This is a genomic window from Lentzea guizhouensis (genome assembly GCF_001701025.1).
Lineage (GTDB): Bacteria > Actinomycetota > Actinomycetes > Mycobacteriales > Pseudonocardiaceae > Lentzea > Lentzea guizhouensis.
The window spans coordinates 2,254,491-2,278,476 of sequence record NZ_CP016793.1; the positions used below are offsets into that span (position 1 = coordinate 2,254,491).

26 protein-coding genes and 2 pseudogenes are annotated in these 23,986 nt (G+C 69.6%); 15 read left to right on the forward strand and 13 right to left on the reverse strand.

Going from position 1 to position 23,986, the window contains the following annotated elements; all coding sequences use genetic code 11:
* Positions 1 to 34: 34 nt before the first annotated feature.
* Complete coding sequence (locus tag BBK82_RS11280) at positions 35 to 820, forward strand: hypothetical protein (protein ID WP_065914961.1); 786 nt, start codon at positions 35 to 37, stop codon at positions 818 to 820.
* Here BBK82_RS11280 and BBK82_RS11285 read toward each other — a convergent pair.
* The 8 genes and pseudogenes from BBK82_RS11285 to BBK82_RS11320 all read right to left on the reverse strand — a co-directional run bounded on the left by BBK82_RS11285 (position 804) and on the right by BBK82_RS11320 (position 9,255).
* The gene (locus BBK82_RS11285) at positions 804 to 2,066 is read right to left on the reverse strand and encodes an MFS transporter (RefSeq protein WP_237048137.1); all 1,263 of its coding nucleotides are present in this window, start codon (positions 2,064 to 2,066) and stop codon (positions 804 to 806) included. The genes BBK82_RS11280 and BBK82_RS11285 overlap by 17 nt on opposite strands.
* Before the next feature lie 59 nt (positions 2,067 to 2,125).
* Positions 2,126 to 4,060 (reverse strand): asparagine synthase (glutamine-hydrolyzing), encoded by a 1,935-nt coding sequence (gene asnB / locus BBK82_RS11290; protein ID WP_065914963.1) that lies wholly within the window; start codon positions 4,058 to 4,060, stop codon positions 2,126 to 2,128.
* A gap of 174 nt (positions 4,061 to 4,234) precedes the next feature.
* A complete protein-coding gene (pdxH, locus tag BBK82_RS11295) occupies positions 4,235 to 4,891 on the reverse strand; it encodes a pyridoxamine 5'-phosphate oxidase (RefSeq protein ID WP_065914964.1) in 657 nt (218 codons plus the stop codon).
* A 156-nt stretch (positions 4,892 to 5,047) separates the two neighbouring features.
* The gene (locus BBK82_RS11300; RefSeq protein WP_065914965.1) at positions 5,048 to 5,749 is read right to left on the reverse strand and encodes an urease accessory protein UreD; all 702 of its coding nucleotides are present in this window, start codon (positions 5,747 to 5,749) and stop codon (positions 5,048 to 5,050) included.
* Positions 5,746 to 6,381 carry an urease accessory protein UreG gene (gene ureG, locus BBK82_RS11305; RefSeq protein ID WP_237048138.1) on the reverse strand — a complete coding sequence of 212 codons (636 nt, stop codon included), beginning with the start codon at positions 6,379 to 6,381 and terminating at the stop codon, positions 5,746 to 5,748. Before ureG ends, BBK82_RS11300 begins: the two co-directional genes overlap by 4 nt.
* Positions 6,371 to 6,980: pseudogene (locus tag BBK82_RS11310) on the reverse strand (urease accessory protein UreF). The gene ureG and the pseudogene BBK82_RS11310 overlap by 11 nt, the downstream one beginning before the upstream one ends.
* Positions 6,977 to 8,659: an urease subunit alpha gene (locus BBK82_RS11315; protein WP_065914967.1), complete on the reverse strand. Its 1,683-nt coding sequence runs from the start codon at positions 8,657 to 8,659 to the stop codon at positions 6,977 to 6,979. Before BBK82_RS11315 ends, BBK82_RS11310 begins: the two are co-directional and overlap by 4 nt.
* Entirely contained in the window at positions 8,656 to 9,255 is a 600-nt protein-coding gene (locus BBK82_RS11320) for an urease subunit gamma (RefSeq protein WP_065914968.1), read from the reverse strand. The genes BBK82_RS11315 and BBK82_RS11320 overlap by 4 nt, the downstream gene beginning before the upstream one ends.
* A gap of 198 nt (positions 9,256 to 9,453) precedes the next feature.
* Here BBK82_RS11320 and BBK82_RS11325 point away from each other — a divergent pair, with 198 nt between their 5' ends.
* From BBK82_RS11325 to serC, 6 genes are all read left to right on the forward strand, one after another.
* Entirely contained in the window at positions 9,454 to 10,278 is an 825-nt protein-coding gene (locus BBK82_RS11325; protein ID WP_154697251.1) for an ABC transporter ATP-binding protein, read from the forward strand.
* Complete coding sequence (locus BBK82_RS11330) at positions 10,275 to 11,072, forward strand: ABC transporter permease (RefSeq protein WP_065914969.1); 798 nt, start codon at positions 10,275 to 10,277, stop codon at positions 11,070 to 11,072. Before BBK82_RS11325 ends, BBK82_RS11330 begins: the two co-directional genes overlap by 4 nt.
* On the forward strand, positions 11,051 to 12,106 hold the full coding sequence (locus BBK82_RS11335) for a sensor histidine kinase (protein ID WP_065914970.1): 1,056 nt from the start codon (positions 11,051 to 11,053) through the stop codon (positions 12,104 to 12,106). Before BBK82_RS11330 ends, BBK82_RS11335 begins: the two co-directional genes overlap by 22 nt.
* A complete protein-coding gene (locus tag BBK82_RS11340; protein WP_065914971.1) occupies positions 12,103 to 12,705 on the forward strand; it encodes a response regulator in 603 nt (200 codons plus the stop codon). Before BBK82_RS11335 ends, BBK82_RS11340 begins: the two co-directional genes overlap by 4 nt.
* 260 nt (positions 12,706 to 12,965) lie before the next feature.
* Positions 12,966 to 13,535 (forward strand): hypothetical protein, encoded by a 570-nt coding sequence (locus BBK82_RS11345; RefSeq protein WP_065914972.1) that lies wholly within the window; start codon positions 12,966 to 12,968, stop codon positions 13,533 to 13,535.
* A gap of 267 nt (positions 13,536 to 13,802) precedes the next feature.
* Entirely contained in the window at positions 13,803 to 14,930 is a 1,128-nt protein-coding gene (gene serC, locus BBK82_RS11350; RefSeq protein ID WP_065914973.1) for a phosphoserine transaminase, read from the forward strand.
* Positions 14,931 to 14,988: 58 nt separating this feature from the next.
* Here the strand turns inward: serC and BBK82_RS11355 are convergent, their stop codons facing one another.
* Positions 14,989 to 16,101 carry an ABC transporter permease gene (locus tag BBK82_RS11355; RefSeq protein ID WP_083268770.1) on the reverse strand — a complete coding sequence of 371 codons (1,113 nt, stop codon included), beginning with the start codon at positions 16,099 to 16,101 and terminating at the stop codon, positions 14,989 to 14,991.
* A 95-nt stretch (positions 16,102 to 16,196) separates the two neighbouring features.
* Here BBK82_RS11355 and BBK82_RS47450 point away from each other — a divergent pair, with 95 nt between their 5' ends.
* Positions 16,197 to 17,018: an RNA-guided endonuclease InsQ/TnpB family protein gene (locus BBK82_RS47450; protein ID WP_071812579.1), complete on the forward strand. Its 822-nt coding sequence runs from the start codon at positions 16,197 to 16,199 to the stop codon at positions 17,016 to 17,018.
* Between the two features lie 6 nt (positions 17,019 to 17,024).
* Here BBK82_RS47450 and BBK82_RS11360 read toward each other — a convergent pair whose 3' ends face one another.
* Genes BBK82_RS11360 through BBK82_RS11370 form a run of 3 tightly spaced genes read right to left on the reverse strand, consistent with a single transcriptional unit; the run spans position 17,025 to position 19,203 of the window.
* Positions 17,025 to 17,675, reverse strand: a complete 651-nt coding sequence (locus BBK82_RS11360; protein WP_065914975.1) for an ABC transporter ATP-binding protein — start codon at positions 17,673 to 17,675, stop codon at positions 17,025 to 17,027.
* Positions 17,672 to 18,712 carry a peptidoglycan-binding domain-containing protein gene (locus BBK82_RS11365; protein WP_237048139.1) on the reverse strand — a complete coding sequence of 347 codons (1,041 nt, stop codon included), beginning with the start codon at positions 18,710 to 18,712 and terminating at the stop codon, positions 17,672 to 17,674. Before BBK82_RS11365 ends, BBK82_RS11360 begins: the two co-directional genes overlap by 4 nt.
* A gap of 8 nt (positions 18,713 to 18,720) precedes the next feature.
* Positions 18,721 to 19,203: a hypothetical protein gene (locus tag BBK82_RS11370; RefSeq protein ID WP_065914977.1), complete on the reverse strand. Its 483-nt coding sequence runs from the start codon at positions 19,201 to 19,203 to the stop codon at positions 18,721 to 18,723.
* An 89-nt stretch (positions 19,204 to 19,292) separates the two neighbouring features.
* On the opposite strand from BBK82_RS11370, the pseudogene BBK82_RS11375 reads away from it, so the two are divergent.
* The 7 genes and pseudogenes from BBK82_RS11375 (at position 19,293) to BBK82_RS11405 (ending at position 23,724) form a co-directional block, all read left to right on the forward strand.
* Positions 19,293 to 19,950 (forward strand): annotated as a pseudogene (locus tag BBK82_RS11375) (response regulator transcription factor).
* Positions 19,947 to 21,092, forward strand: coding sequence for a sensor histidine kinase (locus BBK82_RS11380; RefSeq protein WP_065914978.1), 1,146 nt, complete (start codon positions 19,947 to 19,949; stop codon positions 21,090 to 21,092). Before BBK82_RS11375 ends, BBK82_RS11380 begins: the two are co-directional and overlap by 4 nt.
* A gap of 101 nt (positions 21,093 to 21,193) precedes the next feature.
* Positions 21,194 to 22,135: a septation protein SepH gene (gene sepH, locus BBK82_RS11385; protein ID WP_065914979.1), complete on the forward strand. Its 942-nt coding sequence runs from the start codon at positions 21,194 to 21,196 to the stop codon at positions 22,133 to 22,135.
* Positions 22,136 to 22,154: 19 nt separating this feature from the next.
* On the forward strand, positions 22,155 to 22,499 hold the full coding sequence (locus tag BBK82_RS11390; RefSeq protein WP_154697252.1) for a hypothetical protein: 345 nt from the start codon (positions 22,155 to 22,157) through the stop codon (positions 22,497 to 22,499).
* A 64-nt stretch (positions 22,500 to 22,563) separates the two neighbouring features.
* Positions 22,564 to 22,938, forward strand: a complete 375-nt coding sequence (locus BBK82_RS11395) for a hypothetical protein (RefSeq protein WP_065914981.1) — start codon at positions 22,564 to 22,566, stop codon at positions 22,936 to 22,938.
* Positions 22,935 to 23,339, forward strand: a complete 405-nt coding sequence (locus tag BBK82_RS11400; RefSeq protein ID WP_065914982.1) for a hypothetical protein — start codon at positions 22,935 to 22,937, stop codon at positions 23,337 to 23,339. Before BBK82_RS11395 ends, BBK82_RS11400 begins: the two co-directional genes overlap by 4 nt.
* Positions 23,305 to 23,724: a hypothetical protein gene (locus tag BBK82_RS11405; protein WP_154697253.1), complete on the forward strand. Its 420-nt coding sequence runs from the start codon at positions 23,305 to 23,307 to the stop codon at positions 23,722 to 23,724. Before BBK82_RS11400 ends, BBK82_RS11405 begins: the two co-directional genes overlap by 35 nt.
* 18 nt (positions 23,725 to 23,742) lie before the next feature.
* On the opposite strand, the gene BBK82_RS11410 is transcribed toward BBK82_RS11405, so the two are convergent.
* On the reverse strand, positions 23,743 to 23,964 hold the full coding sequence (locus BBK82_RS11410; protein ID WP_237048140.1) for a hypothetical protein: 222 nt from the start codon (positions 23,962 to 23,964) through the stop codon (positions 23,743 to 23,745).
* Between the last annotated feature and the right edge of the window lie 22 nt (positions 23,965 to 23,986).

The window sequence follows — 23,986 nt, forward strand, 5'->3', positions numbered from 1 at the left end:
ACCGGTACGCTCGTTCCGAACTGGGGGTTTCCCGATGAAGCGCGCGGTCCTGCTGGTCTTGGCCGCGGCGCTGACGGCCTGCACCTCCACGTCGCCACCACCCGAGCCCGGCGCGCAGCGCAAGGACGTGGCGAGCCTGGTGTCGGCCGTGACGCGTGCCGTGGCGGAGAAGCCGAGCTACCGCTTCACCGTCACCGCCCCGGTCGCCGCCGGCGTCACGGCCACCGCCACCGGGGTCGCGAAGCTCAACGGTGACACCGCGACCATCGACGCCACCACCAACCGCCCGGTGCAGACCGGCGGCAACCCCGAGAAGCTGCACTACGTCTCGACCACGCAGGACAGCGCGTTCGTCGAGCTGCCGCCGGTGTTCGGCCTGGCCGCCGACAAGCCGTGGGTGAAGCTCACCCGCGCGGACACCGACGAGTTCACCGACACCATGCTCGGCTTCTACGACCTGATCTACCAGCAGGCCGTCTTCACCCGGTACCACCTGCCGATCATCGCGGCGGGCGGCACGCTGCGGCTGTCCGGTCAGATCGCCGGCCGCACGCTCTACACGATCGACATCGACCACCAGAAGGCCTACGACGCGCTGCCGGACGGCTTCCTCAAGGACGAGGTGAAGCTCGCCCTGGACCAGAACGTCAAGACGTCGGTCGCCGAGGTCGAGCTCGACAACGCCGGGCTGCCGTCCCGGTTGAGGGTCACCCGGCCGGTCGGTCAGGGCCAGATCGTCGACGACGCCCAGTTCTCCGACTGGGGCACCTCGGCCGCGGTCACCGAGCCCGCACCGGCCGCGGTCAGCCAGCGGAACTGACGCGGTAGCGCCAGATCGCGGGCAGCAACACCACCGCCACGACCGTCGTCACGACCACCAGCACGCCGCCCACCGACACCGCCGCCGCAGTGCCGAACGCCGCGCCACCCGTGCCGTGCAACAGGTCCGCGAGCCGCGGCCCGCCCGCCACGACCACGATGAACACGCCCTGCATCCGGCCGCGCATCTCGTCGGTGGCCGCCGACTGCAGGATCGCCCCGCGGAACGCCATCGACACCATGTCCGCGGCACCGGCCAGCGCGAGGAACCCCGCCGCCACCCACAGGTTCCCGGTCAGTCCGAACCCGGCGATCGCCACGCCCCAGGCGACCACCGACCAGACGACCGCCGCGCCGTGCCTGCTGACCTTCGCGATCCACCCGGACGTCAGCCCGCACAGCACCGCGCCGATCGGGATCGCCGCGAACAGCACGCCCAGCGCGAACCCGCCGCCGGGCGGGTCGCCGAACGTGTGCTGGGCCATCTCCGGGAACAACGCCCGCGGCATCCCGAACACCATCGCGATGATGTCCAGCAGCATCGACGCGAGCAGCACCTTCTGCGCCCACAGGTACACGAACCCGGCCAGCACGTCCTTCAGGCCGGCCCGCCGCACCACCCCGTCGAGCGGCGGCATCGGCGGCAGCTTCCACACCGCGTAGACGGTGACCACCAACGCGATCGCGTCCACCAGGTACAAGGTGGACAGTCCGATGACCGGCATCAGCGCGCCCGCGAGCAACGGCCCGAGCACCGCGCCGAACTGCATGACCGTCGAGCCGAGCGCGCCCGCCGAGGGCAGCAGCTCCGCCGGCACGAGCCGGGCGATCGACGCCGACCGCGCGGGTGCGTTGGCCGCGAAGAAGACCTGCTGCAGGCCGAGCAGTGCGATGACCAGCCACACCGAGTTGATGTTCAGCGCCGCCTGCACCCACAGCAGCACCGACGAGACCGCGATGCCGATGTTGGTGACCAGCAGCAGCTTGCGGCGGTCGACGGTGTCCGCGATCGCGCCGCCCCACAGCCCGAAGACCAGCAGCGGGACCAGCGCGACACCGGCGGCGATGCCGACCCACGCCGACGAGCCGGTGAGGTCGAAGACCTGCTTGGGCACGGCGACGGCGGTGAGCTGGGAGCCCACCGCCGTCACGATCGTGGAGAGCCAGAGCCTGCGGTACGCGACGATCTTCAACGGTCGGGTGTCGATCACGAACGTCGAGCGCGCGGTTCTCCCCACAGTGGCCACATGGTTAGCCTATGGCAACTAACAAGCCCGTCACGTGGAGGTGTCGCCAAGACCACTCGTCAGAGGCGGACCGGGTACACCGGCTCCGGCACCTTCGGCGTGATCCGGCCCTCGACGAAGATCCCGTGCCAGATCATGAAGCACAGCACGGACCACAGCTGGCGCGACCGGTCGAACTGCTCGGACCTGTGCTCGGCCAGCAGGTCGAGCACGGCGTTCTTGTCGAGCAGGTGGCCGGTCTGCGAGTCGTTGATGATCCCGCGCGCCCAGTCGTACATCTCGGCGCGCAGCCAGTGCCGGATCGGGACCGGGAAGCCGAGCTTGGGCCGGTTCAGCACGTGCGGCGGGATGATCTTCGCGAGCGCCTTGCGCAGCGCGTACTTGGTCGTGCCCTCGGTGAGCTTCTGCTCCAGCGGCACCTCGGCGGCCACCCGGAAGACCTCGGGGTCGAGGAACGGCACCCGCAGCTCGATCGAGTTGGCCATGGTCACCTTGTCGGCCTTGACCAGGATGTCGCCGCGCAGCCAGGTGTAGAGGTCGATGTGCTGCATGCGCGCGACCGGGTCCCAGCCCTCGGACTCGCGGTACCAGGGCGCGGTCACGTCCTGGAAGCCGACGCCCTCGACGTAGCCGGGGAACACCGCCCGCACCTGCTCGTCGCTGAAGTTGCGCGCGTTGCCGTAGTAGCGCTCCTCCAGCCGCAACGAGCCGCGCCGCAGCAGGTCCTTGCCGCGCACGCCCTCGGGAATGGTCTTGGACACCGCGCCCATCAGCTTGCGGACACCGCCGGGCACCTTCTCGAACGGCGAGAGCGACAGCGGCTCGTGGTAGATCACGTACCCGCCGAACAGCTCGTCCGCGCCCTCACCCGACAGCACGGCCTTGACGTACTTGCGCGCCTCCTTCGCGATGAAGTACAGCGGCACCAGCGCCGGGTCGGCGACCGGGTCGTCGAGGTACCACAGGATCAGCGGCAGCTCGTTCATCATCTCGTCCGCCGAGACCGTCCTGACGACGTGCCGCACGCCGATGGCCGCCGCCGTCTCGGCCGCGACGTCCACCTCCGAGTACCCCTGGCGGTCGAAGCCGCTGGTGAACGCGATGAGGTTCGGGTTGTGCAGCTTGGCGAGCGTCGCCGTCGCGGTGGAGTCGATGCCGCCGGAGAGGAACGCGCCGACCGTGACGTCCGGGTCGGAGATCATGTGCTTGGCCACCGAGTCGCGCATGACCTCGGCGATCCGCTCGTGCAGCGCCTCCGCCTCGTGCGCGCCGTTGACCGGACGCGGCGCGAACACCGGCTTGAAGTACCGGTTGAACAGGACCTGCCCGCCCGGCGTGACGCGGAACGACGTGCCGGACTCGACCCGGCGGATGGCCTTGTGCAGCGACTCGGGCTCCGGCACGTACTGCAGCACCAGGTAGTGCTGCAGCGCGGTCTGGTCGAGCTCCTGGCTGATCCCGAGGGTGCCGGTGAGCTGCAGCAGGCTCTTCTTCTCCGACGAGAACGCCACGCCGCCGGGCCCGTACGCCCAGTACAGCGGCTTGATCCCGAACGGGTCGCGAGCGCCGAAGACGACGCGTTCCTGGGCGTCCCAGATCATGAACGCGAACATGCCGCGCAGCCGCTTGACCGAGTCGGCGCCCATGTAGTGGTAGGCCGCGACGATCGACTCGCCGTCGCCCTGGGTGCGGAACTGCGCGCCGTACCGCAGGGCCAGCTCGGCCCGCAGCTCCTTGTAGTTGTAGATCTCGCCGTTGAAGTTGAGCGTGTACCTGGTCGGGTTCTCCGGCGGGCCCCAGACCAGCGGCTGGTGCGAGTGCTCGAGGTCGATGAAGCCCAGGCGGTTGAAGCCGTAGACGACCTCGGCGTGCGCCCAGGTGTCGCTTTCGTCAGGACCGCGGTGCCGCTGGCAGCGCAGCGCCGCGGCCACCGACCCGCGCGCGGAGGCGGCGGCGGCTTCGGTGGGGCAGATGAGTCCGAGCACTCCGCACACGTGAAGTCACACCTCGTAGTTCGCTGTGGCTGAGCGCCCAGTATGCCGAGGCATGAATCGGGCACTTAGGTCAGCCTGAGGACGTGCGGGGTGGCCTGGGGGTTCCGTGACCGGCGCAACGCAAAAAGGGGCGCCTCCCGCCCACAGGAGACGCCCCATCGCGAAAGCTCGGTGCTACGGCGCTACTCGCTCGATCTGCCAGCCGTCGCGGCCGTCGCGGAACCGCAGCCGGTCGTGCATGCGGTCGCGCCGGCCCTGCCAGAACTCGACCTCCTCCGGCCGGATCCGCCAGCCGCCCCAGTGCGGCGGGACGGGGATCTGCTCGGTGTCGGCGAACTGGCGCTCGATCTTGTGCAGCGCGGAGTCCAAAGTGGAGCGGCCGCTGACCACACGCGACTGCGGCGAGGCCCACGCGCCGATCTGCGACCCGCGCGGGCGCGAGTTCCAGTACTCGGCGGTCTCCACGGGCCCGACCTTCTCGACGGTCCCGCGCACGTGCGCCTGGCGCTGCATCGCGAACCACGGGAAGGTGGCGGACGCGTAGCGCGTCGCCATCAGGTCGTGCGACTTGTTCGACGTGTAGTTGGTGAAGAACACCACACCACGCTGGTCGAGTCCCTTGAGCAGCACCGTGCGCGAGGACGGGCGGCCCTGGGTGTCGGTGGTCGCGAGGACCATCGCGTTGGGCTCCGGCAGGCCCGCGCCGGCAGCCTGGTCGAGCCACAGCTGGAGCTGTTCGTGCCAGGTGGCGGCAAGCTCCGACTCGGCGAGCGAGCCCTGCTCATAAGACACGCGCATCGCGGGTAGAGCGATGTTCGTGGTCTCCGTCATCGGCGAACCTCCCAGCACAGCGCAGAACTCGTGGTCCCTGGACCCGCGACCATACGCACGGGCGCGCGATCACGAAACCGCCTGCGCGGTGATGACCACCACCTGAACAGTGACTGTCCGTGGTTTGAACGGATCTGGATCGAATACGGGATCGAGTCAGATGGCGTCGAGCACACGTGTGACGGTGACCACGTCGTCCCCCAGTGCGGTGACGAGGGATCCGCCTGCCGCCAACGGAACGACGTTCCACCACTCACCGCCGCCGGCCGGGCGTGGCACCGAGTCCAGGAGCACCTGGCTGCCGAGCACGCGCTTGCCGGCCAGGCCCGCGGCGGAGCCGTCCACCGCGGGGTCGCCGACGACGAGCTGCTGGTGCAACAACGGCCTGCCGCAACGGGTTGCGCGCACCGAGGTGGACAACGCGCCGGGTTTCTCGCCGGTCCGGCCGAGCACGAGGACCTCCCGCAACGACAACTCCGCGTGACCGTCCAATTCGGCCTCCACCACTGCGGTGTGATGGGCCCGGCTCGTCACGACCGTGGGTTCCGGCAGATACCTGACGGCGCCCTCGATCGTGAACCGCAGCACCGAGGAGGACTCCGCACCGGACGGGCCGGGCAGCGCCAGCGTGGCCGCCACCCCGCGCAGGTCCAATGACGCTCCGGGGCCGACCTCGACGTCGAGCTCGAGCGCGTCTCCACCGAGCGGTGAGGTCACCGAGCTGACGAGGTGCACCAGCGCGACCGGGCCGGTGCGCCGGTGCGGCACCAGCGTCAGGGGTGCCTGGGACCGCAGCACCCGCACGACGCTGTTGCCGTGCGGGTCCAGCGTGACGACCAACCGCGCGGACGCCCTCACAGCTGCGCCAGCACCCACTTCGCGACCTCGGGGGCGTCCGGGGTGTCGACCAGGGACTGCGCGATCACCGGCAGCTCGCCGCGCATCCGGTGCGCGTCGGAGGTCATCACGTCCAGGTCGGCGCCGACGAGCGGGGCGAGGTCGGTCTTGTTGATCACCAGCAGGTCCGCGGTGGTGACGCCGGGACCGCCCTTGCGCGGCACCTTGTCACCGCCTGCCACGTCGACGACGAAGATCTGCTTGTCGACCAGGCCGCGGGAGAACACCGCGGTCAGGTTGTCGCCGCCGCTCTCGATGATCACCAGGTCCAGGTCGGTGAACCGGTGCTCCAGGCGTTCGACGGCGTCGAGGTTCGCGGTGATGTCGTCGCGGATCGCGGTGTGCGGGCAGCACCCGGTCTGCACGGCCTCGATGCGCGCCGGGTCCAGCACGCCCGCGCGGCGCAGGAAGTCCGCGTCCTCGGTCGTGTAGATGTCGTTGGTGACGACCGCCAGCTCCAGCTGGGAGCCCAGCGCCCGGCACAGCGCGGCGGTCAGCGCGGTCTTGCCGCTGCCGACCGGGCCGCCGATGCCGATCCGCGGTGCCTTGCCGTGGTGGTGGTCGTGCGGATCGGGTCCGTGGTCAGCTCCCAAAGAGACGCACCCCTTCACGTCGGACATGAGCTTCCGCCAAGAGGTCCAAGGCGGGGGAACCGAGAGCGGGCAGCTCCTTCGCCGCCCGCGTGGCGACGTCCTCGACCGGGAGCGTCGCGACGATCGCGTTGACCCCGAACGGGTCCAGCCCGAGCAACCGCACCGCCGCCGACGCCGGTCCGCTGACCGCGAGGTAGGCGCACGTCAGCGCGGCCTCGAAGGGATCACCGGTGAGCACGCCGATCACCAGCGGCTGGTGCGGGTTCGGTGGCAGGTCGTGCAGACGCGCGGACGGCCACGCCCGCCGGGCCGCTCGCAGCATGCCGCGGCCCTGGCCGCGAGGCCTCGCGCTGGGCGGGTGACGGCGTGCGGGCGTCGAGCTCCGCGTCCAGCGTCGTGAGGTCCTCACCGCGGGCCGCGGCGGCGGCGAACCCGGCCGCCAGCAGCCCGGCGGTCTGCAACCGCCCGTGCAGGAACGACCGCAGCGACGGCTCGTCGTGCACGAGCCTGCGCGCGGCTGCCTCCTCCAGTCCGCCGGAGTGCACGTGCCCGCCGCCGGGGAAGCGGGAGTCGGCGAGGATCAGCGCGGTCAGCATCAGAACAGGAAGTACCGCTGGGCCATCGGCAGCTCGGCGACCGGTGCCGGTTCGACCAGGTCGCCGTCCACGTGCACGGCGAAGCTGTCCGGGTCGACCCGCACGTCCGGCATCGCGTCGTTGAGGACCATGTCCGCCTTGGTGACCGAGCGGGTGTTGGTCACCGGCAGGACGCGGCGCGCGTACCGGTCGCCGATGCCGGCCTCGACCGCCTCCGGCGCCACGAAGAACACGCTGGAGGCCGCACCGGCCGTGGCACCGAACATCGGCCGGGCCCACACCGGTTGCGGCGTCGGGATCGAGGCGTTCGCGTCACCCATGGCGCCCCACGCGATGAAGCCGCCCTTCAGCACGACCGACGGCCGCACGCCGAAGAACTTCGGTTCCCACAGCACGAGGTCGGCGAGTTTGCCCACTTCGACCGAGCCGACCTCGTCCGCGATGCCGTGCGCGATCGCCGGGTTGATCGTGTACTTGGCGACGTACCGCTGGGCGCGCAGGTTGGCGTCGAGGGTGTGGCGCTTCGACATCACGTGCGCGGTCTGCCAGGTGCGGATGATCACCTCGCCGACCCGGCCCATCGCCTGCGAGTCGGAGCTGATCATCGAGATCGCGCCCAGGTCGTGCAGCAGGTCCTCGGCGGCGATCGTGGTCGGCCGGATGCGCGACTCGGCGAACGCGAGGTCCTCGGGCACCGACGGGTTGAGGTGGTGGCAGACCATCAGCATGTCGAGGTGTTCCTCAAGCGTGTTGACGGTGTGCGGGCGGGTCGGGTTGGTCGACGACGGCAGCACGTTCGGCAGCGAGACGACCCGGATGATGTCCGGTGCGTGCCCGCCGCCGGCGCCCTCGGAGTGGTAGGCGTTGATCGACCTGCCGCCGATGGCGTCCACAGTGGACTCCAGGAAGCCGGCCTCGTTCAACGTGTCGGTGTGGATGGCGACCTGGACACCGGACTCGTCCGCTATGCGCAGGCAGGCGTCGATCGCGGCGGGCGTGGTGCCCCAGTCCTCGTGCAGCTTGAACCCGCCCGCGCCGCCCCTGAGCTGTTCGCGGAGTCCTTCTTCGCTGACCGTGTTCCCCTTGCCCAGCAACAGGACGTTGACCGGCATGTGGTCCATCGACGTCAGCATCCGGTCGAGGTACCAGGCGCCGGGCGTGACCGTGGTGGCCTTCGTGCCCTCCGCCGGGCCGGTGCCGCCGCCGACCAGCGTGGTCAGGCCGGACGCCAGCGCCTCGTCGACGATCTGCGGGCAGATGAAGTGCACGTGGCAGTCGATGCCGCCGGCGGTGAGGATCTTCCCGTTGCCGGACAGGATCTCCGTCGACGGGCCGATGACCAGGTCGGGGTGGACGCCGTCCATCGTGTCCGGGTTGCCCGCCTTGCCGATCGCGACGATCCGGCCGTCCCGCACGCCGACGTCGGCCTTGACCACACCCCAGTGGTCCAGCACCACCGCACCGGTGATCACCAGGTCCGGCGCACCCTCGGCACGGGTCGCGATCCCCTGCCCCATCGACTCGCGGACGACCTTGCCGCCGCCGAAGATCACCTCGTCACCGGAGCCTGCACCGCGGCTGCGGTCCTCGGTCACCTCGATGAACAGGTCGGTGTCGGCCAGCCGGATCCGGTCGCCGACGGTCGGTCCCAGCAGCTCGGCGTAACGCTCGCGGTCGATCATCGCTGCAACCCCCGGACGATCCGCAACCCGGCCAGTGGAACGAGCACGACCTCGCGCTCGACGCCGGGCTCGAAGCGCGTCGCTGTCCCCGCCGGGATGTCCAGCCGGTAGCCGAACGCGGCCTCCCGGTCGAACTCCAGCCCGGTGTTGACCGACGCGAAGTGGAAGTGCGAGCCGACCTGCACCGGCCGGTCCGCGGTGTTGACCACCGTCAGCGTGACCCGCGGCCGGCCGGGGTTGAGCTCGACGGGGCCGGAGCCCACGACGACCTCGCCCGGTGCCGGTCCCGCGGACGGCGCGATCGGGTGGTGGACGGTGACGAGCTTGGTGCCGTCCGGGAACGTCGCCTCGGCCTGCACCGAGTCGATCATCTCCGGCACGCCGCGCATGACCTGCTCCGGTGCCAGCACCGTGCGGCCGCTCTCCATCAGCTCGCTGACCGTGCGGCCGTCCCGCGCGCCCTCCAGCACGTGGTCGGTGATCAGCGCGACGGCCTCCGGGTAGTTGAGGAGCACTCCGCGTTCGAGCCTGCGCCGCGCCACGTCGGCAGCGACGTGCACGAGGAGCTTGTCCCGTTCATGCGGCGTCAGGTGCACCGGCCCGTTCTACCACTCGAAAGCTCACTCTCGCGGAGTGGAAACACGCCCGAAACACGAGTCACGCGGGAGTCCCGCGTTCCCCTGAGGGTCACGCAGGGCCCCCGCGTGACCACCGGTGTCCACCGATCGGATGACAGGTGGGGTCGGCGGGGCGGTCGTCCCGGGCGGAGGGGGTGGAGAAGCAGGATTCGGGTCATGAACGCGATTCGGGTGAGGGGCCTGCAGAAGGCCTACAAGGGGCACCAGGCGGTGGCCGGGGTGGACCTCGACGTCGCCCGCGGGGAGGTGTTCGCGGTCCTCGGGCCGAACGGCGCCGGCAAGACGACCACGGTGGAGATCCTGGAGGGTCACCGAGACCGGGACGCGGGCGAGGTGAGCGTGCTCGGCGGTGACCCGGCCAAGGCGGGGCGGGTGTGGCGGTCGAAGCTCGGCATCGTCCTGCAGAGCGCGACCGACGCCGCGAACCTCACGGTCCGCGAGGCCGTGCGGCACTACACCGGGTACTACGCGAACCCGCGTGACCCGGAGGAGGTCATCGAGCTCGTCGGGCTCGCCGAGAAGGCGAAGTCCCGCGCCGGCACGCTGTCGGGGGGTCAGCGGCGCCGGCTGGACGTGGCGCTCGGCATCATCGGGCGGCCCGAGCTCGTGTTCCTGGACGAGCCGACCACCGGGTTCGACCCGGAGGCGCGCCGGCAGTTCTGGGGCCTGGTCCGGCTGCTGGCGGCCGAGGGCACCACGATCCTGCTGACCACGCACTACCTGGACGAGGCGGAGGCGCTCGCCGACCGGGTGGCCGTGCTCGCGGGCGGGCGGATCGTCGCCGAGGGCACGCCGCAGACGCTCGGTGGCCGGGCGCACGCCGACGCCACCGTGCGGTGGATGAGCGACCGCGGCTACACCGAGGTCAAGACCTCCGAGCCCACCAAGACCATCGCCGAGCTGTCCCGCCACGGCGAGCTCGCCGAACTCACCGTCTCCCGTCCGTCGCTGGAAGACGTCTACCTGGAGCTGATCAAATGACCACGGCCGTTCTTCCCGGAACGCTGCAGCTCGGTCTCGCGAGGGGTGCGACCGAACTGAGGGAGTTCTTCCGGCAGAGGGAGAACCTCATCTTCACGGTGTCGCTGCCGGCGCTGCTGATGCTGTTGCTCGGCACCGTGTACGTCAAGGAGCCCGCCGCGGCACAGATGTTCGCGGCCAGCATGATCGGCGCCGGCATCATCTCGACGTCGTTCGTGGGGCTCGGCATGAGCGTCGTGGCCGACCGCGAGGACGGCACCTTGAAGCGCCTGCGCGGCACGCCGATGCCGTTCACGTCCTACTTCATCGGCAAGATCGTCCTGGTCTTCGTGTCGAGCCTGTTCGAGGCCGTGCTGCTGGTCGCGGTGGGCGTGCTGCGGTTCGACCTGGAGCTGCCGACGTCCGCGGCGAAGTGGGGCACGTTCGCCTGGGTGTTCGTGCTCGGTGTGGTCTCGTGCTCGCTGATCGGTGTCGCGATCAGCTCGATCGCGACCTCGACCCGCAGCGCGGCGGGTGTGCTGAACCTGCCCTACATCGTGCTGCAGTTCCTCAGCGGTGTGTTCATCATGCAGTCAGAGCTGCCCGAGTCGCTGCGCACGGTGGGGTCGTTCTTCCCGCTGAAGTGGGTGTGCCAGGGTTTCAGGTCCGTGTTCGCACTGGACGACAGCTACGCGGTCATGGAGGCGGCGGGATCATGGGAGCTCGGCAGGACCGCGCTGGTGCTCGGGGCGTGGACGCTGGTGGGTCTGGTGCTCGTCAGCCGGACCTTCAGGTGGACCAACACGACTCGCTGATCACCTGGTACGTGCTCTTCGCGGTCACCCAGGCCACCGCACTGGTGCTGATCCTGATCGACAACAACACCCTCGCCGACCGCCTGTCGGCGGCGGGGTTGTTGTGCTTGAACGCGCTGTGGTTCCTGTTCTACGGCAGGCGGTTGGTGCGGCGCAGGACCGAGGACCGGCAGGGGTTCGTCTACGTCGCAGGCTCGCTCGCGACGTTCGCGCCGGCGGTGTGGTTCAGCGGCAACGCCACCTTCGCGTTGTTCGGCCTGGTGCCGCAGATCTACATGGTGCTGCCGGTCGCGTGGGCGTTCGTCCCGATGGCGCTGTTCGTGTTCACGCCGCAGATCCTGACCTGGGCCGCGGGTGCCGTGCCCGCACTGCCGTGGCCGGCCGCGTTGCTGATCATCGGCTTCTCGCAGGCCTTCGGGTGGGCGATCAGCCGGATCTCGCAGCAGAACGCCCAACGCGGTGAGCTGCTGCAACGCATCGAGGCGCTGACCCTGGAAGCCGAGCGGGCGCGCTGGTCGGCCGAGATCCACGACACGCTGGCGCAGGGCTTCACGTCGATCATCACGCTGCTGCAGGGCGCGCAGCCGAACGTGGAGCTGGCACTGGCCACGGCACGGGAGAACCTGCGCGAGGCACGGGCTCTGGTCGCGTCGAACGCACCGTCGCCTTTGGACGGTTCGTCGTTGGAGGACGCGTTGCGGCGCCTGGCGTCCGGGATGTCCCTGCCGTCCTCCTTCCGGGTGATCGGGGACCCGGTGCCGTTGCCGACCTCGGTCGAGGTGGTGCTGCTGCGGACGGTCCAGGAGGCGCTGACCAACGTGCTGCGGCACTCGGGAGCGTCCAGGGTGGACGTGGTGATGAGGTTCGACGCGGACGGTGTCTCGCTGGAGGTGCGCGACGACGGCCGCGGCTTCGGCGACGCACCGGAGGGTTTCGGCCTGCGGGGCATGCGTGCTCGCCTGGAACAGGTGGGTGGCACGCTGTCCCTGTCGTCGGACGAGGGGGCGTCGGTGCTGGTGGAGGTGCCGCTGTGATCAGGATCCTGCTGGTGGACGACCACCCGGTGGTGCGCCAGGGGCTGCGCGGCATGCTCGTGGCCGCCGACCTGGAGGTGGTCGGCGAGGCGGGTTCCGGCGTGGAGGCCGTCTCCGAGGCAGCGCGCTTGAAGCCGGACGTCGTGCTGATGGACCTGCGCATGCCGGAGATGGACGGCGTCGCGGCCACCGCTCGGATCGCCGGGACCGGGCCCCGCGTCCTGGTGCTCACGACCTACGAGACCGATTCCGACATCCTTCGCGCGGTGGAGGCGGGCGCGTCCGGCTACCTGCTGAAGGACTCGACGACCGAGGACCTGATCGCGGCCATCCGGGCAGCCGCCCGCGGGGAGACGGTGCTGGCGCCGTCGATGGTCGCCAAGGTGGTCGGGCAGGTGCGCACGCCGCCGTTGTCGGCGCGGGAGGCGGAGGTGCTGCGGCTGGTCGCGAAGGGGCTGTCGAACGTCGAGATCGGGCGGACGCTGTTCATCTCGGAGGCGACGGTGAAGACGCATCTCCTGAGGGTGTTCAACAAGCTCGGGGTGTCCGACCGGACGGCGGCGGTCACCACGGCGATGGAGCGCGGGATGCTCCGGTGACGCGCTGAGTTCACTCGTTTAGTGCATGTCAGTGAAACGAACCGCCATCCGAGTGTCGCCTCCCGGCGAACTGCAAAACGCGGCAACAATCAGTTCATTCGACTCTCACGGGCAGTCATCGGCACTGTTCGCAACATCAGTCGGGGGGACAGGTGCTGCGGAGGTGGGACCGGGATGCGGAGCAACGTGAGCTGGAAATGCTCAGACAGCTGGTGTCCCGATATTGCAACCACATAGACCGGGCTCGTCCCGCGTTCCAGGTGGTCGACTGGGACGAGGAGGTGGACATCAACCGGCGAGGGGACGCACTCGACCAAGTGCAGGTCAGGCTGCGGGTTCTGCAGCCTGACCTGTTGTTCGCCAGGTTCCGCTTCGACTGCAACTGGACTCAGCCGCTCCGCCTGCGCGAACAGGTGGAGCTGACCGTGCGCAATCTGCAGGTTGACGGCTCGCCTGGCATAAAGCTGCACACCACGTCCAATTGGGTCAAAGACTCGTCAATGGATGTGATCGTGCACTTTCCTGCACCACAAAAAGAGAACACCGAGGTTTCGTTCGCGATCAACCTGAACTGGCCGAGGCGGTTCAAACCCCTGGTGGAGCGGACACCGGACAGGTTGACCGTCTCTTTCAAGCGGCCCACCGGTCACGTCGTGTCCAAGCTGGTCCTGCCGGCGGGCACCGATGCCTTCGCGGAACCGGTCGGGGATCCGGCGCTGGTCAAGGTGATTCCGGGCGAGGACGAGAGCGGCAGGAAGACGGTGACGTTCGAGTCGTTCAACCTTCCCGCGCGTCAGCCCGCCGGAGTGCGGCTGGAGCTGAAGGGCTAGGGGTCAGTCCTCGTCCTCGTCGTCCCAAGTGCCGCCCTGACCACCACGAATCCCGAACACACGCACCACTTGAACGTCCTTTCGCGACGTTGCGTCAACAGTGATGACGGATCGTAGTTGATCAAGATCACCAATGGCACGCGGGTGGGCGAAGTGACCCAGGACACCCGCCTGTCACCTGTCGGCCACCGGCCTGCAACACTGTGAACTCCGGCAACGGCGCCGGTCAGGTCCATTGAAGATCCACCGCCCCGGAGGCGTGACCACATGACCCAGACCGCCGATCCGACCTCGTTGGTGCTGCCCGCCGACCTGAAGCCGTCCGACGGCCGATTCGGTTGTGGACCGTCCAAGGTGCGCCCCGAAGCTGTCGCCGCCCTCGCCTCTGAGGGTGCCGCACTGCTCGGGACGTCGCACCGGCAGAAGCCCGTCAAGAACCTCGTCGGTCGCGTCAGGTCCGGACTGCGCGAGCTGTTCGCACTCCCCGACGGTTACGAGGTGGTGCTCGGCAACGGCGGCACCACGGCGTTCTGGGACGCGGCGTCCTTCGGTTTGGTCCGCGAGACGGCGCAGCACTTCACGAACGGCGAGTTCTCGTCGAAGTTCGCGAAGGTCACGCAGACCGCCCCGTTCCTGAAGGACTCGCTGGTCACCAAGGCGGAGCCGGGCACGGCGCCGGAACTGTTCTACGCCGAGGGCGCTGACCTGGTCGGGTGGGCGCAGAACGAGACCTCGACCGGTGTCGCGATGCCGGTCACCCGGATCGAGGGCTCCGAGCAGGCGCTGATCGCCATCGACGCCACGTCGGGTGCGGGTGGTCTGCCGGTCAAGGCCGAGGACTTCGACGTCTACTACTTCGCGCCGCAGAAGTCGTTCGCGAGCGATGGTGGTCTGTGGCTCGCGCTGATGTCGCCCAAGGCGTTGGAGCGCGTCGAGGAGCTCAAGGACCGTTGGGTGCCGGAGTTCCTGTCGCTGCCGACGGCGCTCGACAACTCCACGAAGGACCAGACGTACAACACGCCGTCGGTCGCCACGCTGTTCCTGCTGGCGCACCAGATCGACTGGATCAACGGCAACGGTGGCCTCGACTGGTCGGTCGCGCGCACGAAGGACAGCAGCGACCGGCTGTACTCCTGGGCCGAGAAGACCGCGTACACCACGCCGTACGTGGAGAAGGCCGCTGACCGCTCGCAGGTGGTCGGCACGATCAACTTCTCCGACGACGTGGACGCCGCGACCGTGGCGAAGGTGTTGCGCGCCAACGGCATCGTGGACGTGGAGCCGTACCGCAAGCTCGGCAAGAACCAGCTGCGGGTCGCGATGTTCCCGGCGATCGAGCCGAACGACGTCACGATCCTCACGCAGGCGATCGACTGGGTCGTCGGCCAGCTCTGACAGCCGCACGCGGGGAGCTTTCGCACTCACAGGGAGTGCGAAAGCTCCCCGCGTGCGTTCAGGCGAGTGCTTCGGTGGGCGACTGGCGTGCCGCCCGCACCGCCGGATACACGCCGGCGATGGCGCCGATGAGGACCGCCGACCCCACTCCCCCGAGCAGGGCGGGCCACGGCAGTGCCGCCGGCCACCGCTGGCTGATCGAATATCCGGCCGTGACCGCGATTCCCACGATCACGCCGACCAGCCCGCCGAGACCGGACAGCAGCACCGACTCGGTGAGGAACTGCCACCGGATCTGCCGCCGGGTCGCCCCGAGCGCCCGCCGCAGACCGATCTCCCTGCGGCGTTCCAGCACCGAGATCACCATCGTGTTCGCCACGCCGACGCCTCCCACCAACAACGCGACCCCGCCCAAACCCAGGAACAGCGCGTTGTAGGAGCTCTCCGCCAGCTGCTGGGCCTCCAGCGCCTCCGACGGCCTGGACACCTTGACCTCGTTGGACTTCTGCGGGTTCAGCGTCGGGCCGAGCAGGCTGCGGACGTTGTCCACCTGGTCGGGCGTGGTGCGCACGTAGACCGTGCCGGCGTGGCCCTCGAACCCGAACGCCTCCTTCGCCGCCTCCCACCCGACGAGCGCGGACCTGTCGATCTCCGGCGAGAGCGGCAACGGCCCGAGGATCCCCACGACGGTGAACCACTGGCCGTCGATCCACAGCTGCACACCGGGCCTGTCCACGCCCAACCGGGACGCCGCGGTGCCCCCGAGCACCACCGACTTCTCCCCCGGCGACAGCCACCGGCCGGCGCGGACCTCGGCGTTCAGCACCTTCAGCAGGTCCTGCTCGGCAGCCTGCACCTGCAACCCGAGCGTGTCGCTCGACGGCACCAGGTCGTTCTTGCGGACGCTCGCGGAGAGCTTGCCCGTCGCGCTCGCCGCCGACACCGCACCGATCCGCTTGGCCATCGGCACCGCGGTCTCCGGCAGCTTGGCGTCCTGGCCGAAGAAGTCCTGGCCCGGCGCGGCGGTGAGCAGGTTGGTGCCCAGCTTGGCCATCTTCTCCTGCAACGCGGCGGCGCTGGAGGCGGGGATGCCGACGACCGCGACGACGGCGGCGATGCCGATCGCGATGCCCAACGCCGACAGCACGGCGCGGATCGGACGGGTCTTCATGCCGAAGAACCCGAGGCGCAGCAGGTCGATCACGACAACCTCCGATCCAGACCCTGCGTCGAGTTCGTGCAGTCGACACCAGTGGGCTGGTTTGTGTGCGAACGGCCTACAAGTGCCGGGCCCACCCGAACCCTGAACAAGCCGCGGCCCTGTCGCGGACTTTCGGATGTGTACGTCTTGTCTGGAACAAGACGTTGAACGACCGGAATCGTCGCTACAAAACGGAAAACAAGGGAACGTCGTATCGGGAAACAGATGCCACGCTCACCATCTGGAAGCGAAGTGACGTTCTCGGTTTCTTGTCGGAAGTGTCCTGCGTGCCCCTGCAACAGACGTTGCGCCACCAACACTCGGCGTTCCAGAACTTCTTCTCGAGACGCTCTCGCTACCCGCGGTTCAAGTCCCGCACCGGCAGGCAGAGCGCGCACTGCACTCGATCGGCGTTTCGCATGCGAGGCGGTTCGCTGACGCTGGCGAAGATGAGCACCCCGTTGCCGTTCACCTGGTCGTTCACCGGAGTGGACGTTGGTGAGCTGAACCCGGCGACGGTCATCGTCTCCCGCGAACCCGACGGCCGCTGGTACGTGTCCTTCGCCGTGGACGTCCGAGATTCTGCAGCTGCCCGGCCCGCGAACCGTGAGATCGGGCTCGACCTCGGGCTGAGGAACTTCGTGACGACCAGCGACGGGACACGGGTGCCCAGACCTCGAAGCATGGACCGCAAAGCGCGAAACCTCGGCTGCCGCACCCGGCACGACCGGGATCTCAACGCGGCGAAGAACATTCTTGCGGCTGGTCGAGCCGTAGCCCGGGGTTTCTCGGGCGATGCCTGTGGAGCTGATGTCAGACGGCAAGGGCCTTCCCTTCCGCTGTCGGCCGTGAACCAGGAAGCACACGCCGAGACACTCGGTTCGTGAGCGCAGTCAAACGATCACCCCGTCCCGGACCTCGATCTTGCGCGGCGCCCAGGCCGCGATGTCGCGGTCGTGCGTGATCATCACGATCGTCGTGCCGTCGGAGTTGAGGCTCTCCAACAGCTCCAGCACCCCCGCGCCGTTCTTCGTGTCCAGGTTCCCCGTCGGCTCGTCGGCCAGCAGGATCCCCGGCGTGTTCACCACGGCCCGCGCGATCGCGACCCGCTGGCGTTCACCGCCGGACAGCTCGTGCGGCTTGTGCAGCGCCCGGTGGATCAGGCCGACCCTGTCCAAAGCGGACATCGCGAGCGCCCGTCTCTTCGACCGCGGCACGCCGGCGTAGACGAGGCCGGAGGCCACGTTCTCGATCGCGGACAGGCCTTCGGTGAGGAAGAACTGCTGGAACACGAACCCGATCGTGCGCGCCCGCAGCGCCGACAGGGCGTTGTCCGACAACGAGGAGACGTCGTGGCCGTCGATCTCGACGCGGCCCGTCGTGGGCTTGTCGAGCGTGCCCATCAGGTGCAGCAGCGTCGACTTCCCCGAGCCGGACGGTCCCACGACCGCGAGCATCTCCCCGCCCCCGACGGTCAGGGAGACGTCGCGCAACGCCTGCACGCCACCGGGGTACGTCCGGCTCGCGTGGTCGACGGTGATCACTCGGTGGTCACCACCTTCATGCCCTCGCGCAGGCCGTCGCCCTGGACCTCGACCTGGCCCTTGGCGAAGATGCCGACGGTGACCGGGACGGTCCTGCCGTCGTCGGTGACGACGCCGTAGCCGCCCTCGTTCAACGCGAGCAGCGCGCCGATCGGGACCGCGAGCACGTTCTGCTTCTCCGACACGGTGAACAGCGCCGTGACGTTGGCGGTCTCCAGGCCCTCCGCGGCCGTGGGGTCGTCGACGGAGATCGTCAGCACGATCTTGGCCTTCTGCCCCTGGTTCGGGTCGCCCGCCGTGCGGGTGATGCCGGTGATGGTGCCCGTCGTGGGCTTGCCGCCGGTGATCGACAGCTCGACCTTCTCGCCCTGCTTGGCGAGGCGCTGCTTGGCCGTGTCCAGCTCGACGGTCACCGCGCGCTCGGTGCCGGTGACCTTCATCAGGTCGCCGCCGGCGGGGGCGCCGAGCTGGGCGGTGAGCGAGGCGACCCGGATGGCGCCCGGCTGGACCACGACGTCGCCGGAACCGAGCTTCCCGGTCTGCTCCAGGCCGTTCGCCTTCTGCCACTTCTTCAGCGCCGTGGCGGTGTAGTAGGTGAACTTCTCGTCAGGTGTGCCGAAGTCCTTGTACCCCAGGGCGGCGAGGTTCTCCTCGACCACCTTGACGTCGGGGCCGTTCGACATGCCCGACTCGAGGTCGCGGTAGAGCGGCAGCGAACCGTAGAAGAGCGGCACCGGCTTGGCGTCCGCGTGGAACACCGGCTTGCCCTGCTCGATGACGGAGCCGGCGTTCGGCAGCCCGGTGACGGTGCCGCCCTTCCGGCTCGACAGACCGCGTTCCGCGCCGAAGCCGAGCTGGCCGGTCATCTGCTGCTGGTCGGCGAGGTTCGTCTTCTTCACCGGCGCCGTCTTCGCCGGGTCGTTCTGCAGCGGTGCGGCGTTGGCCTGGTTCGACGCGACTCTCGTCAGGACCACGACCCCGCCGGTGCCGAGCACCACCGCGGCGACGAGTGCGGCGACGACGACCTTCCGGTTCACGCGGCGCTTCATCCGACGGGCCTCGCCGCAACCATGCCCTCACCGAGGCCGCAGTCCTTCATGTCCTGCTTGACCTTGTCGTTCTCCATGTCGGGCAGCTCGATCGCCTCGGCGGTGCCGCCGCCGTCGAACTTCGGGTCCGGCCAGTTGTACCCCCTGTCCCGCATGCACTTCGCCTGCTGGCGCAGCTTGTCCTGCTCCTCCGGCGACGGCGGCTTGAACTCGCCGCCGTTGGGCAGGTGCTCCTTGCAGGCCTCGTGGGCGGTCTTCATCTTGTCCTGGTCGAGAGGAACACCGTCCTCGCCGCCGATCGCGACGCCGAGGCGACCGTCCTCCTCCGGGTCCGGCATGTCGATGCCGTTCTCCCGCATGCACTGGGCGAACTTGACCATGTCGCCCTTCTCGTCCTTCTGGGCGGCCGGCTGGTCCTTCGACCCGCAGGCGGTGAGCGCCAGGAGCAGGCCCAGCAGCACAGCGATGGTGGGTTTCATGGCGACAGGTCTACGGAGGGCGTCATTCGCCGGCGTTAAGCGAAAGGCTTTATCCGGCGCTTATGCCCCGTTCGCGGAAACTAGGCGTCATGCGTGTGCTGGTGGTCGAGGACGAACGGTTGCTCGCGGACACGGTCGCCGAGGGCCTGCGCCGGTTCTCGATGGCGGTCGACGTCTGCTACGACGGGGAGGCGGCCCTGGAACGCGTGGGCGTGCACGCCTACGACGTGGTGGTGCTCGACCGCGACCTGCCGCTGGTGCACGGCGACCAGGTGTGCGAGGCCGTGCACGCGAACGGCGGCGAGGCGCGGGTGCTGATGCTCACCGCGGCGGCCGGGGTGGACGACCGGGTGGCCGGGCTCGGGCTCGGTGCCGACGACTACCTGACCAAGCCGTTCGCGTTCGCCGAGCTGGTGGCACGGGTGCAGGCGCTGGGCCGGCGCGCGGCCCGCGTTGCCGCCGGTGCTGCGGCGCGCGGGGGTGACGCTGGACCTGCCGCGGCACCAGGCGTCGCGGGACGGGCGGTTCCTGCCGCTCTCGCCCAAGGAGTTCGCGGTGCTGGAGGTGCTGATGCGGGCGGAGGGCACCGTGGTGAGCGCGGAGGAGCTGCTGGAGAAGGCGTGGGACGAGCACGCCGACCCGTTCACCAACGCCGTGCGGGTGGCGGTGATGACGCTGCGCCGCAAGCTGGGCGCGCCGCAGGTCATCGAGACCGTGCCCGGTGCCGGCTACCGGTTCGGCCCGTGAAGCTCCGCACCAGGCTGACGGCCTGGTACGCCGGGGTGTTCCTGATCGCGGGCATCGCGCTCGTCGGGCTGAACTACTGGTTGCTGGCCGACTGGTTCCCGCCGGCCGACGGTGTCGCGGTGGCCTCGCAGGGCGCGGTGGCGCGCACGGTCCCCATGGACCGGCTGCAGACGCTGGACGTGGCCACGCTGCCCATGGACGCCGTCGTCATGACGGCCACGGCGGTCAAGATCGACGTCATGAGCACGGTGCTCTGGCAGTCCGCGATCGCGCTGGTGGTCGCGGCGGTCCTCGCGGTGTGGCTGGGCTGGGTGGTGGCCGGGCGGGTGCTCGCGCCGTTGCACGAGATCACCACGACCGCGCACCGGCTGGAGGCCACGCGCCTGGACCAGCGGATCGAGCTGGACGGGCCGCCGGACGAGCTGAAGGAGCTCGCCGACACCTTCGACGGGATGCTCGACCGGCTCGCGTCGTCGTTCGACAGCCAGAAGCGGTTCGTCGCGAACGCCTCGCACGAGCTGCGCACGCCGCTCGCGGTGCAGCGGACGCTGATCGAGGTGGCGCTCGCGGACCCGAAGGCGACGGACGAGACCCGGCGGCTCGGCGCGCACCTGCTCGACACCAACGAGCGCAGCGAGAAGCTGATCGACGGGCTGCTGGTGCTCGCGCGCAGCGACCGCGGGCTCACCACGCGTGAGCTCGTGTGGCTGGACGAGGTCGTCGAGGACGAAGTGGAGTCCTGCGCGGCACTCGCTTCGGAGAAAAAGGTCACGTTTGCGGTTCGGACTCGCCGGTATCTGGTGGACGGTGATCCGGTCCTACTTGCCCAGCTCGTCGGCAACCTGTTGCGCAACGCCGTCCTCTACAACGAGCCCGGCGGGTCGGTGTCGATCATGCTTGATCAAGAGCTCACCGTCACCAACACCGGCCCCACCGTCCCTGCCCAGGCGGTACCCGGTTTGTTCGAGCCCTTTCGACGTCTGCGCGACCGCACCGGGACCGCCGGATCGGGCCTCGGACTGTCGATCGTGCAGTCCGTCGCGAAGGCCCATCAGGGCTCGGTGAAGGCTCGTCCGAACGGGGGAGGCGGCCTGGTGGTCCAGGTGAACCTTCCGGAAACCGGCGTGCGACAGGCCTCGTGAACTGGCAAGATCACGTTGAGATATCGGCGAGTCTCCCACTGAAGGACGGCTCGTTGTCCTAACGTTGTCTGCTGGCGAGGTGCGAATTCAGGGAGGCCACGATGCGAGCGCTGCGAGTCATCGGGCTCGACGAGGACGGCAAGTCCGTCATCCTCGAGGACCCCGAAAACCGCGGCGAGCGCTTCAAGCTCCCCGCCGACGAGCGCCTGCGGGCGGCACTGCGCGGTGACCTGGCCCGTCTCGGCCAGATGCAGATCGAGTCCGGCGAGGCCCAGATGCGGCCGCGCGAGATCCAGGCCCGCATCCGCGCCGGTGAGTCGATCGACCAGGTCGCCGCCGCCGCCGGGCTGCCCACGCACCGCGTCGAGCGCTTCGCCTACCCCGTGCTCCTGGAGCGGTCGCGCACGGCCGACATGGCCCAGCGCGCGCACCCGGTGCGCGAGGACGGACCGGACGTGCAGACGCTCGGCGAGGTCGTCGCGCACTCCTTCGGGCTGCGCGGCCACGACCTGAGCGACACGTCGTGGGACTCGTGGCGCGGTGACGACGGCCGCTGGATCGTGCAGCTGCACTGGAAGACCGGTCGCTCGGACAACCGGGCGCACTGGGCGTTCCACCCCGGTGCGCAGGGCGGCACGGTCACGGCGCTGGACGAGGCCGCGGTCGACCTGATGGACCCGAACCCGAACCGCACGCTGCGCACGGTGCGGCCGGTGACGCAGCTGGCCAGGCAGGCGCTGGAGACGACCCCGGTGCTCACCGCCCCCGTGGCGGAGGAGCCGGTCGCGCCACCGCCTCCCGTGGCTCCCGCGCCACCGCCCGCGGTGGTGGAGAAGCCGGTGCAGGAGGAGCCCGAGCCGGAGCCCGCACCGGTTCCGGCCCAGGCGACCGCTCCCGCACCTGCTCCAGCGGCGGAGCCGGAGCCGGCACCCGCGGCGGAGAAGCCGGTCCGCAAGGACCCTCCGCCCAAGAGGGGGAAGAAGAACCACCCCATCGTGCCGTCGTGGGAAGACGTTTTACTCGGCGTGCGGTCGAACCGCTGACTGAGACGGCGACGCCATCATGGGACGTCGTGTCGCGCTGGCTGCCGGAGTGGGTGCACTCCTCGGGCTGGTCTGGTGGGGAGTGTTCGGACTCATCGCATCAGGCGCTGTCTGCACGAAGGACGACTACGGGTGCCTCGGCACCGCGGTCATGACCGTGCCGATCTTCACGGTGGTGGCCGCGGTGGCGGGGTGGCTCGCGCTGCGGGCCGCGAAGGTGCCGCGGCCCTGGCTCGCCGTGCCCGCGACGCTCATGGCCGTGGCGACGACGGTGTTCTTCGCGCTCGGGTACTTCTGGGCCGCGGTTCCGATCTTCGCCGTGCTGTACGCGCTCGCCGCTGTGGTGACGACGCCGCGTTCGTGAAGGTGTTGTAGAGGTTCTGTGCACAACGGCCTGGTCAGGGCCTTGATCAGGTAGTTGTGGGCGCATGGTGGTGCGCGTGGTCGTGGGGGCGGTGACCGGAGGGGTCGTCGGCGCGGGTTTTCTGGTGACGTTGCACCAGCTGCCGTCCAGGGGCCCGGCCCACCTGGTGTTCGCGGCGATCCCGGTGCTGTTCGCGTTCTGGATGTTCGTGGCCGGCGTGCTGATCGCCGGCGGGTTCCGGCTGGGGCGGCAGGAACGCGGCTTGTGGGCGACCGGGATCGGCAGCGGGCTGTGGGTCGTGGTGGTCGTGTCGCTGGTGATGGCGCGGACGTTCTCGAAGCACGCCCACCCGCAGTACGCCGAGGCCGCGTTGATCCTCGTGCCGTGCGTGGCCTACGCGCTCGCGGCGCTCTTCACCTCGCGGAGGCGGGTCGTATGACGTTGTTGGTGCGGGTGCTGACCGGGATCGTCGCCGGGGTGCTCGGAACGGCCGTCACGTGGGCGTGCCACTCCGCCCTGCACTTCCTCGGCCCGTGGATGTGGTTGCTCCTGCTCCAGCTCGGGATTGCCGGCACCGCCCTGTTGTACGGCTGGCTGCTCCAGCTGACCCGGCAGCCGCGACCGTGGTCGGTGGTCGGGCCGGCGGTGTTGCTCATGGTCGTGATGGTGGTGTGGGGAGGCCTGGTCTGGGGGTACTTGTCGTTCGTGATCCCGGTGGCCGGGTGCGTGCTGGCCGGGGTGGTCACCCCGCCGGTGCCCCGCTGGCGGGTTTTCCGGGTCCCGACGAGCGATTACGGTGGCATGCGTGACGGAACAGAGCACCGCGGGCAAGACGGGTAGGACGGGACGACGACTGCTGCTGCGCGTCCTCCTGTCGATGGCCGTCGGCGCCGGGCTCGTGCTCGGCTGGACGTGGGCCTACGAGGGCGGCGTGCTGAAGTCGTGGCTCGACAGCCAGTCGATGTCGGAGTTCCTGCTGCTGGTCCTGATCGGACTGCCGATCGCACTGGTGTCGTCGCTCGTGCTCGCCGGGCCGGTCCTGTGGGTGTTCGGCGTGCGGCCCGTGTGGCCGATCATCCTGCTCGGACCGGTGGTGCTCGGGGTCGGGCTCTACTTCAAGGTGCACGAGCCGTTGCTCGGGTGGTTCAGCAACCGGCACCACGCCGAGGCGCTGCTCGCGGCCGTGGCCTACGGCCTGGTGGCGTTGTTCACGTTCAAGAAGTAGCCCAGGAGCGAACCCGGTTCAGGGCGACGGCACGTCGTCCAGCAGGTGCAGGTCCCAGCCCTCCCGCTCGCACCAGTCCTCCGCCTCCTCGCGGGAGACGGACATGGCGTGCTTGAGGCGTTGTCCGGCCAGGTGGTCCCAGCCGTCCGGCGCGAGGACGTAGTTCACCCCATCGCGTGAGGCGATGAGCCGTCCGTGTGGAAACGCCATCGTCTGCTCGGTCCGCAGAAACCGCGTCATGGTGGTCATCGTGCCCTTGACC

Bases quoted from the DNA above. Each gene is read 5' to 3' on its own strand.
- BBK82_RS11280 (WP_065914961.1), top strand. From the start codon at position 35: ATGAAGCGCGCGGTCCTGCTGGTCTTGGCCGCGGCGCTGACGGCCTGC.
- pdxH (WP_065914964.1), bottom strand. From the start codon at position 4,891: ATGACGGAGACCACGAACATCGCTCTACCCGCGATGCGCGTGTCTTAT.
- BBK82_RS11315 (WP_065914967.1), bottom strand. From the start codon at position 8,659: ATGATCGACCGCGAGCGTTACGCCGAGCTGCTGGGACCGACCGTCGGC.
- BBK82_RS11325 (WP_154697251.1), top strand. From the start codon at position 9,454: ATGAACGCGATTCGGGTGAGGGGCCTGCAGAAGGCCTACAAGGGGCAC.
- BBK82_RS11330 (WP_065914969.1), top strand. From the start codon at position 10,275: ATGACCACGGCCGTTCTTCCCGGAACGCTGCAGCTCGGTCTCGCGAGG.
- serC (WP_065914973.1), top strand. From the start codon at position 13,803: ATGACCCAGACCGCCGATCCGACCTCGTTGGTGCTGCCCGCCGACCTG.
- BBK82_RS11355 (WP_083268770.1), bottom strand. From the start codon at position 16,101: ATGAAGACCCGTCCGATCCGCGCCGTGCTGTCGGCGTTGGGCATCGCG.
- BBK82_RS11370 (WP_065914977.1), bottom strand. From the start codon at position 19,203: ATGAAACCCACCATCGCTGTGCTGCTGGGCCTGCTCCTGGCGCTCACC.
- sepH (WP_065914979.1), top strand. From the start codon at position 21,194: ATGCGAGCGCTGCGAGTCATCGGGCTCGACGAGGACGGCAAGTCCGTC.
- BBK82_RS11390 (WP_154697252.1), top strand. From the start codon at position 22,155: ATGGGACGTCGTGTCGCGCTGGCTGCCGGAGTGGGTGCACTCCTCGGG.
- BBK82_RS11395 (WP_065914981.1), top strand. From the start codon at position 22,564: ATGGTGGTGCGCGTGGTCGTGGGGGCGGTGACCGGAGGGGTCGTCGGC.
- BBK82_RS11400 (WP_065914982.1), top strand. From the start codon at position 22,935: ATGACGTTGTTGGTGCGGGTGCTGACCGGGATCGTCGCCGGGGTGCTC.
- BBK82_RS11410 (WP_237048140.1), bottom strand. From the start codon at position 23,964: ATGACGCGGTTTCTGCGGACCGAGCAGACGATGGCGTTTCCACACGGA.